The 13927-nt window shown below is 28.8% G+C and carries 8 protein-coding genes; all 8 read right to left on the reverse strand.

The features are described from left to right. Positions 1–140: 140 nt before the first annotated feature. The 8 genes from CSPA_RS21540 to CSPA_RS21575 all read right to left on the reverse strand — a co-directional run bounded on the left by CSPA_RS21540 (position 141) and on the right by CSPA_RS21575 (position 13903). Complete coding sequence (locus CSPA_RS21540; protein ID WP_015394500.1) at positions 141–2351, reverse strand: ABC transporter permease; 2211 nt, start codon at positions 2349–2351, stop codon at positions 141–143. Positions 2352–2442: 91 nt separating this feature from the next. Then, a complete protein-coding gene (locus CSPA_RS21545) occupies positions 2443–3141 on the reverse strand; it encodes an ABC transporter ATP-binding protein (protein ID WP_015394501.1) in 699 nt (232 codons plus the stop codon). 12 nt (positions 3142–3153) lie between these two features. Beyond that, a complete protein-coding gene (locus CSPA_RS21550; protein ID WP_015394502.1) occupies positions 3154–4572 on the reverse strand; it encodes an HlyD family secretion protein in 1419 nt (472 codons plus the stop codon). A 681-nt stretch (positions 4573–5253) separates the two neighbouring features. Then, the gene (locus CSPA_RS21555) at positions 5254–5886 is read right to left on the reverse strand and encodes a DedA family protein (protein WP_015394503.1); all 633 of its coding nucleotides are present in this window, start codon (positions 5884–5886) and stop codon (positions 5254–5256) included. Between the two features lie 118 nt (positions 5887–6004). Then, entirely contained in the window at positions 6005–6754 is a 750-nt protein-coding gene (locus CSPA_RS21560; RefSeq protein ID WP_015394504.1) for a GGDEF domain-containing protein, read from the reverse strand. Positions 6755–6878: 124 nt separating this feature from the next. Then, positions 6879–10847, reverse strand: coding sequence for a vWA domain-containing protein (locus CSPA_RS21565; protein ID WP_015394505.1), 3969 nt, complete (start codon positions 10845–10847; stop codon positions 6879–6881). A 46-nt stretch (positions 10848–10893) separates the two neighbouring features. Further along, positions 10894–11397, reverse strand: coding sequence for a type II secretion system protein (locus CSPA_RS21570; protein ID WP_015394506.1), 504 nt, complete (start codon positions 11395–11397; stop codon positions 10894–10896). A gap of 16 nt (positions 11398–11413) precedes the next feature. Further along, positions 11414–13903, reverse strand: a complete 2490-nt coding sequence (locus CSPA_RS21575; protein ID WP_015394507.1) for a hypothetical protein — start codon at positions 13901–13903, stop codon at positions 11414–11416. Positions 13904–13927 lie beyond the last annotated feature (24 nt).

Raw genomic sequence — 13927 nt, forward strand, 5'->3', positions numbered from 1 at the left:
GATTCCTCGTCGCCGAGGAAACCCTTGCTCTTAGCTATGTGTTTAGGGCACTATCAACCCACGCTCGGGACTTTCACCCGTTAGATTGCGCCATGCTGGGCACACAATAAAAAAAGCCGCTGAATTCAGCGGCTTTCTATCTAATCCCTATTTTTAAGAGCTTCACTTAATGATATGGAGCTAATATGTCTTCTCAATAATATCATACATATAAAATACGAAAACATTATTACAAATATTATAAAACAATAATCTTTTACCCCAAGTATGACTGAAACATAAACTTGAACATTTGCTATTGCACGTGGATAAATTATTCTTGTAATTTTTAGAGCCAAAGGAATTGAAATCATTGCAGATACAAATACTGTATACAAGGAACTTCCCAAATACAACTTATTTATTTCTTTTTTATTAAATCCAAAAATCTTAACTAAAGAAATACTCGATAGACTTTTATCAATCATTAGTTTCAACAATAAATACATGCTTAAAATAAAAAGAACACATGAAAATACTATCAAAATTAAAACTATTGGTAATATACCTGAAGTCATACTTTTAGCTGCTTTAATAGTATCAGCTGCTGTGGTTTTTGAATATACATAATCATCATTAATATTCAGTTCTTTATTAGATAAATACCCATTAAAATAAGCTTTATCCTCCTTTAATAATTTATTTAATTGAGCTCTATTCATGAATATATTGAGTGATGACTTATAATCTACAATTCCATTTATCTTCAAAGTAATTATTTTATTTTCACTTTTATCCTTTAAATTAATTGTATCTCCAATATTTAAATGAAATTTATTCTTTACACTATCCGAAATGTATATACCTGGATCATCTTCTGCTATGCTAAAGGAATAAAAATTTGATTTCTCATTAATCCCTTCTAAAGTTATATCCATATCTCTATTAATGTCTTCAAAGTTAAAAGATAAATTTTTAATAGTACATTTTTCAAGATTATTACTCTCTACAATTTCAATTGGAAGCTTTAAAGTATACATATAACTATATTGGGTTTCTTTCTGTACTTCTTTTATGTACTCATTTATTGCTGAATTTATAGAAACACCAAAAATAAGCAAAAAAGTTGAAATAAAAATTCCACCAAATAAAATAATATTTCCTCTGATTTCTCTAAGAAATTCCCTTAATCTAAACTTAGTAACAAAACTAAAAAAATTTATTTTTATTGTATTTAATTTACTTGCCTTCTTTTCTCTTTTCAATAATTGAAGTGGGGTACTGTTAAGTTTTCTAGAAATAATAAAATAGTTAATTAAAAACACTATTATTATTGGAACTACTACTCCTACAGCAATCAAATACAGAGGAAATATGCCTTCAATATTGGGAAGAACATAGTTTTTTATAGTAGCTTCTCCTATTGATTTTTCTATAAAAAATCCTAAACCTGTTCCAATGATAGAACCTATACTCACAATTACTGTAGGCAAAATCATAAAATGTCTCAATATTTCTTTTTTTACATACCCTAAGGAATATAATGCTCCTACTATTGGACTTTCTTCTTCTATCGAACTTATACTAGACATTGAAATCATAAAACCGCTCATTATATTTAACACTATACCAATTATTATTGATATATTTTTATTAGATCTGCTGTCATCCAAATACCCTATAGCTCTTGAATTATCAGAAGTTTTAATAAATTCTGTAACACTAGAATTATTGAAAACTATATTCTTAACCTTATCGACTGAAACTCCATTCAATTTATATGAGTAAGAATACGATATATTCTTTAGACTTTTGAACTCCTCCTCTCTAATAAAACCAATACCAAAACTTTTTGGATTAGGGAGTATATCACTTGACTTTTGAAGAATTTTCGTACGGTCTGGAGCAGATCCATATCCAACAATTTTATAATTTTTATTTTGAATAGTTAATTCACTTAAAATCTTATAGTTATTACTTTTTCCAAAATGTGAATCTATAACAATTTGATTTTCATAACTCAAATCACTGCCTTGAGTTATTGAAATTTTATTTATATTTTTTCTTTCCTTATATATTCTAATTGTTTGATTATCGTAAATTTTATAATCTACATAAAAATTTTCTTCTATTGTGACTCCCAAAGCTCTTATCTTTTCAAGGGCTATACTATTTAATTCATCATTGACATAAAATTCCCCATCTTCAAGATTATTTTCTAATGCAGCTTTTTCTCCTGTAAATATAATAGAATCTGCCGAATCTGCAAATCCAACTATTAACATAGAACTTATTAAAACTAATAGTATTAATCCTAAATATCTTGCTATATTTTCTTTAAATTCTCGGAAAATTCTCTTATTTAATATCATTTATTCATCCCTTTCAACTTATAGCTCAGTCAAAAAATAATATAACAATTGTTCATATAATTTTTTCATATTTATGATTTTACTATTATATCTACCATGTAATATCCTTGGCTTTCATTATAGTATCATTTTCATATTCTTCTTCAATTCGTCCGTCTCTAACTTTTACAACTTTATGAGACATATACTTAATGGCATCATTATGAGTTACTATAATCATAGTCGTACCATACCTTTCATTAACTGATTCTAAAAGTTCAAGTATTTCCTTTGACGTCTTATAATCTAAAGCACCAGTTGGTTCATCACAAAGTAACAGTTTAGGGTTTTTAATAAGTGCTCTTGCTATAGCTGTTCTTTGCTGTTGCCCCCCTGATAAATGCCTTGGAAATTTATCCTGATGTTCTAATAAGCCCAAACTTGCTAATAATTCTTCTTTATTTAAAGGATCATCTGTAAGATATTCACACACTTCAATATTTTCTTTAACTGTAAGATTAGGTATTAGATTATAAAATTGAAATATAAATCCTAATTTTTCTCTTCTATAAGCCGCTAATTCCTCAGAATTAAGACTAGAAACCAAAATGTTATCTATATTCACTTCACCTACATCTATCCCCTCTAATCCTCCAATAACATTTAATAAAGTTGATTTCCCTGAGCCAGATGGACCTAGAATAGTGCATATTTTACTTTCTTCTAAAGTAAAAGTTGCCCCTTTTAGTACTTGAACCTTACTTTCACCTTCTCCATATGCTTTTTGAGCATCCATAACTTTCAAAAACATTTCAATACTCCTTTATTTTTCGTTAATTTTTATTACACTGCCAAGCTCATAATCTCCTGGTGAATTTAACATGATTACTCCATCTTTAATATTATCACCATAGATTTCTGTCTTAGAATCTGTTTCAGTTCCTCTTGTAATTTGAAGTTCTTTAACAACGTAATCTTTTCCTTGTTTTTCAGCTATGTATATACAATAATTATTGTCTTTATTTTTTATCATACTTTCAGTAGGCACTTTGTAAACATTATCCTTTTCATCAACAATAATATCGGCTTGTGCTTTCATTCCAATTTTAAGCTTAGAATCTGTATCCTTAGCTCTAATCTTAACTTCAAAGGTAGCTTCCTTATCATTAGAGTCATTATTAAGATTTAATGAACTATTATTTTCAGCCTTTGCAATTGAATTAATACTAACAACCTCACCAGCTATACTCTTATCATACGAAGAATCAGCTTTGATTTGAGCTCTTTGTCCTTCTTTAATTTTTTCAATATCAACATCTTTAACATCAACAGTAATAGTTACATTATTTTCATCTTTTATTTCAAATAATTCGCCACTAACCGGATTACCTACAGAAGCATTTTTTAAACTTACAACTCCATCAACTGGTGAAGTTATTGTAGCATTCTGTAAATCTTTTTTATAATTTTCAAGTGTAATTTTCTTACTATTATCGCTAACTTTAGCTTTAGCTTGATCATAATTATTTTTAGCAACTGTTAGATCCAACTTTACCTTAGCCTTTACATTGTTTAAACTTACAGTGACTTTATCATAAGTGTCTTTTGCATTTTCATAAGAAATTTCATATTGCTTAAATTCTTGATCTGTAATTGCACCGCTATCATGTAAAATTTTATTCTTTTCATATAAATCTTTTTTATTATCATAATCTAACTTTGCTGCATTTACGTCAGTAGCTGCATTTTTAATATTTTCATTATTTTTATCACTACTTAAGGCTAATGCATTATCATAGGTTGCTTTTGCACTTTTTAATTCGGATGCATTAGCAGCATCTGTTGTTGCAATAGTTGTTTCTAATACTTTTATATCACTCTCTAATTTATTAGTATCTAAAGTTGCCAACGTATCTCCAACTTTAACTTTATCACCAATTTCTACCTTAACTTCCTTAATTATTGGATTTGCATCAGAATAAGTACTTGCGTATACACCAGTTGCTTTTTCACTTTTTACTTCACCCTTAACATTAATTTTACTTATATTGACCCCTGCTTCAAGAATTGTATATTTATCTTTATCTAATCCCTGATTAAACACTCCTGATTTAGCAAGTCCGATTCCACCTGCAACTAATAATATAACTATTAATAAAAAGAATATTTTTTTATTAAATTTAATAGACCATTTATTTCTTTTATCAATATCATTAGATGTTTTCCATATCCATTTTCTCATTAAAATTCCTCCAAATATTCTATTGAACAAACTTCTACAATTCATTAATCTACTCAATATTAATTTTTAATATCCCTTGTAATATTTTAAAAATTCATTATTTTTTATATTTAATATATTCGACATCTCTCCCTAATTTCAAGCTTTTTCCTTATATTTAAACATATCCCACGGTATATTATAACCTAAAATTCCTTTCATGTCATTATTTGGAATGTTTGCGTTTTATTTCACATAAGTTTAAATACTTTTCACACCTTCTATACTAGTTAATCCTTAGAAGTAATTTTAGATTTTTTAATATTAGAAAATCGTCGATTCTGGACGAATAAAAAAATCGCAGGCGACTGTGGAGCCGGAGATTTTTAATATTAAGTTCCGTATTGTGCTTCGCACTCTTTTTATAGGTGCGCATCTGCCTTTTCGAACGCATGTGAGAAAAATGTGCACCTTAGAAAAGGCAGCTATGCTGCATATAAAAACATTTTATGCAGGCGAATATGATTTGTTTTTTATTCTTTTCTTATGCATAACTCAGTTAAATAGTCTTTTTCATATATTATCCATAGATTTTACTGTATTATAAATTCTAAAGAATAAAAAAAACTCTACCAAACCTAAGTTTAGTAGAGTTTCTTTATCTACATTTTATATCACTTAAAACTAATAATATATGTTTTCCTATTTTTGAGTTCTACTTCTTAAAACTTCAATTACTGCTGGCATTATTGAAATAAGAACTATTGCAATAACAACTAAAGAAAAATTATTCTTTACAACAGATATGTTGCCAAAGAAATATCCACAAACAGACACTAATACAACCCAAAGAATTCCTCCAACTGCATTAAATGAAATAAACTTTTTATAATTCATTTCTCCTATTCCTGCTACGAATGGAGCTAAGGTTCTTACTATAGGTACAAATCTAGCAAAAATAATTGTCTTTCCACCGTATTTTTCATAAAACTTATGAGTCTTATCAAGATGCTCTTTCTTTATAAACTTACCACTTTTAATCAGCTTATTTCCTAATAGTCTTCCAATCTCATAATTTGATGTATCTCCAAGAATTGCTGCAACCATTAGTACTGTTACCAACACATATATATTAAGCATTCCCATTGCTGCAAAAGCTGCTGCTGCAAATATTAAAGAATCCCCTGGCAAAAATGGTGTTACTACTAAACCTGTTTCCAAAAAAATTATAATAAATAATATTATATATGTTTCAACTCCATAATTATTTATTACAGTTCCTAAATATTTATCAAGATGTAAAAATACATCAATAAAATAAGTAAGTGTATCCATGTGTTTCCTCCCATATGTTAAATCATTAATTTATCGCATATGGTTATTATACATTATTAACTGACTAAGTAAAATTAATATTTCATTAAAATTTCTCTTATCTAAATAAATCTTAATATTATATTTTTCTATTATTCTTATCCATATACATTCTTTTATCAGCAACTTCCAAAAGATCTTTTAAGTTATTTCCTTCTCTTTCACCAAATGAATATCCTATGCTAATTTGAGTTCCTTCCATATTTTTAATATTTGCTACACGTTTTTTTATTAATGTCTTAATTTCATTAATTCCTTCTTCACCTATATTCTTAACGAAGGCTACAAATTCATCTCCACCAGTTCTTCCTACAAAACCATTTATACCTATTTCTTCATTTATTATATTTGCAGCATTAATAATATACTCATCTCCCTTAGAATGTCCCAAAGTATCATTTATCCTCTTAGTCTTATCTAAATCAAAGACCATAATATAAAAAGAATTGTCTTCCATACTCTTCTCTCTAAAGATCAATTCAAATCCAACTCTATTATAAACTCCTGTCATAGAATCATTATGGGCTTTTTTATGAAGTTTAGTAATAATATTTATAATATACCTACTCCATAAAATAATATATGTACCAAATATTATTGCTCCTGCTGTAAAACAAATTGAAATTATATCATTCAATCTAATATCTATTAAAAATGCAATCACATCAAAAAAGGTTCCTGCTGATATCAATCCCAAACCTAAAATTAGTAATGCAGACAATCTTTTTTTATGACCATATTTAGTTAATAAACTAAAATTTATTTTTATCATATAAATAAATATTAACGTTACTACTAAAAAAACAATAATTTTTCTAAGTTCACTCACAATAAAAACTCTCCCACTAAATATTCATACTAACTTAATGATTAATCCATTTAAAATTCACTTTTTTGAAGCAACTCCATTAAAGTTAAATTTAACGAAGTTGCTTTACCTTCAACTAATGTTTCTAAAACAAATCTGGTAGTCCCTTATCTGATATGTTTAATGTAAAATCAGCTTCTGTTCCGTTTATAGTTGCCATATTTTTAAAAGGTCCTGTTGCATTATTTTCTGGAATTTTACATTGATAAATTATAACCAATTTGGTTTCACTATTAATTCCTGCTGGCAAATTAATGCTGTAATTATCATAATCACCACTTTTTCCTTGCAATGTATAGCTAGCACCACTAATTTCTACTAATTGTCCATTTACAATTTTATAAACCTTTATAGGATTACTATCACTTATGGCATCAATCTTACTATTTATCTGTAATTTTATATCCACATTACTTGATGCTATATCACAGCCTACAGCTAACTTAGCTGTTGCTCCTCTAGCTAATTCAGCTTGACCTGAAACAACTGACAATTCACCATCATCAACATTTTGATACAAGCCATGCTTAACATCTTGGTTTATCCCAATACTAAGTGGCGATATTCTATTAAATATTTGTTGCTCTGAGAAATTTTCATAAAATACAGCTCCAGCAAATTTATTATCATATGAATTTTCTCCATCTGAATCTCCAAATTTTAAAGTTCCAGTTACACTTGCTTTTACAGAAAACTTTATATTTGGAACCTTTTCAGGAATATAATCACCATTACCATCCAAATTATAGTTCACTTGAAATACTGGAGTTTCAACATCATACCATGAATCAGATGTCTTATTTAATCCTGATATAGCACTAAATTTTCCATTAGTATGAAACTTTAATTTTGTTGGTATCGAATAAGAGGTTTCTGATTTTGCACTGCTTATTTGATTGAAAATATATTGAATATCTGGTCCAATTTCATTTATACTTTTAATTCGACTTAAATCCAAAATAATTTTATTATATTCTCCAATTGTTTCATTATTTACTGTTGAAGTAGTAAACAAGCCTGTAGTTTCCTTCCAGGAATTTGAAAGCCCTGAAGATATAATAACAACATATTTCTGACTAAAATCATTCTTAAACTCTTGAATAGCAGCATTTTCTCCAACACTTATATGATCAGCAGCATCATTTGTCGTTGCAGTAAGCTTAGTACTAATTGGATATAAACCATTGGTCAACCCATATTTTTCAAAAATTGCATTTCTAGAGTATGTTAATATCCCATAACTAGCATTATTAATTTGAGAATTTTTTAAATTAGCATCTAATGCTTTTTTAACTTCTGCTATCTTTTGTGGTTCATCTTTTGGATTGCCATTTCCTGTTGTTTTTGATATATCTAATGCAAACATAATATTCTTAGCAACAGAACTTTGATTAAACTTTTCAGGTTTAACTTCATACTCAAGAGGTATTTCATTAAGCAACTTTGCCTGACTTGGCGGATTAACTACATTTGCATTAATCATAGGCACTGCTTGGTCAATTATATTTACAACAGGAGTTTCTATATGCCTTTTTATTAAATTATTGCTTAATCCATTATAAGATATATAGTTTTTTAAATTTGCAACAGAATCTCCTTGGCTATCACTTGCAAATTCTAATTTTCCCATTTTTCCAGCTACAGGTTTTATGGTAAATGTAATTTCACAGGATTGTGGATCCTGCTGCCATAAATCTTTTCCACTTTCATCATCATGCTTTAAGGTATACTTAATTTCTGGAATCGTTACGGTTCTTACCTTGCCAGAACCGTCTAATCCACTTACTGCCTCAAAATTTTCTCCCAAATCAAAATTTAATTTAGCTCCAAAAATACTTAAGGTTTTTGTACTCATACCAGCTTTTAACCTATCTGCAACACTTTGCATGTCATTTTGAGTGAAATTGAAATTTCCCCCATCATTTCTGCTTTTAAAATAGTCATCATCGCTTCCTTGTAAAGCTGAATGTATGCTTTTTAAATTTGAACTAGTATTTTGATCCTTATCAGCACTCAAATCAACGCTGATTATTTTATATCCCCTGCTTTTTATCAAATCAATATCCGCTTGTTCATAATTAACATTTCCTGAATTTATTAATACAATTGCTTTATTTTTATTAGGTTGTCCTTTATTTTGTAATAAATTATCAGCTTTTTTCAATGCTAATCCAATATTTCTAGTATCAATATTTTCATTTGGATAAATCGACTCATGGGATGTGCTGTTTGGCTCTTGAAGAAAGGTTCTTAAGGCTTCTCTATCAGTCACCCTGTCAAAAAGCTTATCATAATTCCCATTTTCAATTGGATGCTTAACTGAATCATTATATCCTACTACTCCAAACTTAATATTTTGACCGCTCAAGGTGCTGCCATCAAGAAATATGTTTGTAAACCAATTTTGCATAATCTGCCACTTATTATTATTGTTTCCATCAGGATTTTTCAACATCCCTTTTGATAAATCTACAACAAATACTGCTTCATCAATTGGTCCAGCGCTCAAATTATATTCAAAAGGCTCTGTAGTAATTTGATATTTTACTTCAATAGGCTGTGATGGATAAGATACACTATTAGGTATCGGACTAATTAAACTTGCATTTATATAAGGTAATTGATTATTTACTATACTTACCCTAGTTATAGGCATTATAGCATTTGTTATATTACCATTTATATTTTTATAGGATATAGTACTTGTGTCTCCAACATTTACAACTCCTGGACTTTTTGCTTTTACCTTAAAAGATACATAAAAAGGGTCAGCTATATAAGTAGTTTTATCACTATTCAATTTATATTTTATATTATCAAGAGGTGCAACTTGATAATTTCCATCAAATTTAAATTTTACTTCATCACTTGTGAATTCTAAAAGGTCTGGAAGCTTTAAATTTAAATTAACACTATCAATTGTATATTCTTGCAAGATTTCATCTGCTAAACTATTAAATATATTATCAATTGTATTACTATCCTTTGCTGAATATAACGTTCCACCCATACTGTCATTAACTTGTTTTAAGGAACTTGTTTTTCCTGATACTACTGATGATCCATAAGCAATAGTCGCTTCGTGGAAATTTGGCACTTCATTTTTTAATTTTTGTCCTACAATTTTTCCGTATACTGTTGGTATATCAGCTATTACTGAATTATTAAAATCAATATATTTTAAGTTTGTATCTTCATCAAAGTCAGTTACGCAGTTCACTTCGTAGTTTCCAAGATAACTATTGTAACGCCAAGCATCTATTGTATCTTCTTCACTATTATGGTTATATTGTAAATAATAGTTATTTCTGTTGACTACTCCATTTCTAAAAGTATACACATTAGATGCATACTCATTTAACCCATAGCTTGGTAAACTATCATTTTTAAAAGTAGTTGCAGTTGGCTCCCCATCTGTTAAAAATATTAAATATTTTTGAGCTGCTGCATTTGAATTTCCATCAGATAACATCCTGCCTGCAACTCTTAACCCATCACCTTGGTTTGTAGCCCCATCTGGTTTTATATTATCAATATATGAATTCAACTCATTTACATCATTTTGAGTTGCAACATTCATTAATTCTTTAATTTCATTATTATATCCAGCATAATAAGAATAAGGAACAATTCCTATCTTAATATTATTTTTACCAGTGCATTTAGCAATGAAAGACTTAGCAGCATTTTTTAAAGATGTTATTTTTCTATTTTTATCGCTACTAGTAGAATTTCCATTAAAATCAGCGTTCATGCTTCCTGAAGTATCTAGAACTAATACTACTTCCTTTTGAGTAGGAACATTAACATCTTTAACTGCGATATTTGATGGTGTTACTTTATAATTAAATTGAAGCTCATCATTAACATTCACAGTTACAGCATTATTATTTGCCGCAGGCTGACCATTAACTGTTACTTGATTAATTTCAACATTTAGATCTGGTGTATTTTCACTTACTGTTGCATTAACCTTTATTAACATTCCAGATATCAATCCAACAACAATGAACAAAGTTAAAATAATGCTTGTAGTACTTTTTGTTTTTCTCAAAATTACCCCTCCTTTACAATTATTATTCTTATTGCTCACATTTATATTAACTAACTTTATTTCTCAAATATATTGTAAATTTGATTTCATGATCAACATTACTAAAACCTTGTTTCCTTGTTAATACAATATTAAAGTTTATTGACTTTCCATTATCACTGACTATTGTCTGTAATGTTTTAAGATTCCTTGAAATGATTTGATCATTAGCTTCATCTGAACAGCTTGAATCTATGTCTTGATTTATTATCAAATTACCATTTTTATTTTTTCCTATTTTAAAATACCTTGGAGTCGTATCATTTCCTTTCAGATATGATTTTACTATCAATGGTTCTTCCGAAGTAATTTCTATCCCTTGCATTCCTATATCACTTAATTTCTCTTGGATATCCTGCCCTTCAATTTGTAAAGTAGATTTAACATCTGAATCAGAAAACACTTTATTGCCTGTCATAAGCATACTTCCTGCAATACTTATTATTATCACTGTAATTGCTAAGGTAATTATCATTTCCAATAAAGTAAATGCACTTTTTTTCTTTTTCATAGTTAAACCCACCTCCTTATTTAATAATTTTCCAAAGAGTATTTTCTAAAAACTTCTTGATATCATAACTAAAATTTGAATCTACTGAAAGTCCATTTGTTGCTTCAGATGTATCCGAAGCATTGTCTAACATACCTTCTCCAAATACTTCTTTAAATGTATTATAATTTTCTGCTTGAATTCTATCTATTACGTCCTTATTGTATTCTATATTTATGTTGTTTCCTGAAATATTTAGATTTCCTTTTGCAATAATGCTACCAACCAAATTAATATCATCCTCAATATTAACATTCCCATCTGTTGCAATCACTGCATTAAGCTTGTATCCATCAGAACCCTTAGAGGCTACCTTTATTTCTATGGTATTTCCAGAGTCATCAATTTCATCCTGTGACCCATTGTATTTTGTAATATTAATTGCTTTTGCTTTACCTGTAGTTGAATCTTTAGGATTAAAAATAGCATATTCACCCTTTGCAGCTTGGTTATCTATACCTTCATAATCACTTGGTATCTTAGAAAGGTCCATTATTGAACTAAAACTAATCATATTCGAATTATTATAATCTTCAATTTTAGGAGCTTGACCAAATCTATAAACCTTTCCTGCAAATTCTGCTCTTTTATTATAAATCTCGCCATTAGGAGCTTCTAATTCTGGTTTATAATTAGATCTAAGAACTTTAGTATCATTTCCATTCTTATACACAATAGCACCAATAGACCATACATTAACACTTCCATCTGACTTTGCCGGCCATATAATCCCACCAGTATCAGGTTTTTCAGTTGTCTTCTTTGCTTCTCCATTAGATTGATTAGGATCCCAGTACTTCCCAAAGTGTTCTGCTTTATTAAACACATTAGAATCATCTAATAGTTGAAGAGGTTCGTAGTAATCTAGCTTCTCTGCTTCATTTAATGGTACTGAATAAGCCATGTAATTTTTCTTAACGCCATTATTAACTGCCCCTGACTCGCCTGTTTGATATCCATCTTTATCTCCTATAGTATCAATATGTGCAGTTCCCATAATATAGGCAGACTTTGTAATATTTACACTAGTTGAATCATCTACTCCATTAACTATTATGCTGCTAGAATTTTTCACTTTACTTAAGGAATCTTCTGCTATAAAATTTCCTCCATTAGAATTTATGTTTTTATCATTTATTCCATAAAAATCGCTAATAGTTATATTAGATTCATTTTTTGCCTTAACTGCCAAGTCATTATCTATTATCACACTATTACTTACAGTTAATTTTGATTCCCTTGCAAATCCATTGTCTCCTTCAGCAATGTTTCCCATATATACATTGCCACCGTATAGGTTGTTTTTAACTATAACCTCTGCATTATCAGCCATATTAAAGGTGTTTCTAGTAATAACATCCTTACTTAAAATTACATTACTGCTGTCATTTATACTTATACCGCCACGATATTTTTCATAAGTTCTATTATCTAAATTCAAAGTAGCATGAATTCCATTTTGATCAACTGCTGGATCTACTCCATTTACAAATATATTTCCGTCAACCTTTAAGTTGTTTGAACCATTTACAATCATATTCCCACCAATAGTTAATGCTCTTTCATCATTAATAGCTAAATACTCATGCAAATCCCCACTTTTTTGATTATAAAATATATCTCCATATTCAGGAACTTTCATCATATAATTAGTTTGTATAATTCTTGAATTTTCTCCAACGACACTTGAATTTTCTGTAGATGTCTTAAAATTTGATTTTACTGTTATCTTATATTTTTCATTGCTGGAATCATATACTAATCCATCTGTAGCCTCCTTACTTCCATCTGAATTTTCAGGGTTTGCAGTTCCTGGCTTTGGAATCCACAACTCTGGATGAGTATTGTCATTTAAAAATTTAACAGCAGCTATCTCGTAATCATAATCTCCATTATCATTTTTAGTAACTTTATTCACATATTCACGATTTCCTATGTAATCTCTAAGTGAATTTTCTAGAGGCTTTTCCTTATTAATTTCTTTTGGATCATTGTCAGGTAAAATAAAATTCTTAAATGCCCTTTTAAATTCACTATTAACCAAATCCTCGCATTTTTTGTTGTCTTCTTCTATATTCTTATTAATTTCTTTTTGTGAAACTTTAGAATCTGTATCACTTTTACCATCATTAATATGCTGCCAATGATAAATATCTTGTTTAGCTTGAATATAGGCTGCATTGTTTGGACTTGTTCCATCATCATTACTGTCTTTTGTCAAACTTTTAAGCTTTTCTACTTTTAAATTCCCATACTTCGCTGCTGCATCAAAGGTTTTTCCTATAATGTTATAAGCTACATCTAACCCTGAATCCGTTGCATAAAGATTTTCTACACGTTTGCTTTCTGCAACTCTAGCCTTATAATTTCCAGCTACCATAGACAACATAGCTGCAGAAATAGCTGTTACAAACATACAAGTAATAACAACCATGATTAAACTATTTCCACGCTTTTTTCTTTTCATAACTTCACCTCCAAATATAATTTA

Source organism: Clostridium saccharoperbutylacetonicum N1-4(HMT) (assembly GCF_000340885.1).
Lineage (GTDB): Bacteria > Bacillota > Clostridia > Clostridiales > Clostridiaceae > Clostridium > Clostridium saccharoperbutylacetonicum.

Coding starts and splice junctions, on each gene's coding strand:
- CSPA_RS21540 (WP_015394500.1), bottom strand. CDS start 2,351: ATGATATTAAATAAGAGAATTTTCCGAGAATTTAAAGAAAATATAGCA.
- CSPA_RS21545 (WP_015394501.1), bottom strand. CDS start 3,141: ATGTTTTTGAAAGTTATGGATGCTCAAAAAGCATATGGAGAAGGTGAA.
- CSPA_RS21550 (WP_015394502.1), bottom strand. CDS start 4,572: ATGAGAAAATGGATATGGAAAACATCTAATGATATTGATAAAAGAAAT.
- CSPA_RS21555 (WP_015394503.1), bottom strand. CDS start 5,886: ATGGATACACTTACTTATTTTATTGATGTATTTTTACATCTTGATAAA.
- CSPA_RS21570 (WP_015394506.1), bottom strand. CDS start 11,397: ATGAAAAAGAAAAAAAGTGCATTTACTTTATTGGAAATGATAATTACC.
- CSPA_RS21575 (WP_015394507.1), bottom strand. CDS start 13,903: ATGAAAAGAAAAAAGCGTGGAAATAGTTTAATCATGGTTGTTATTACT.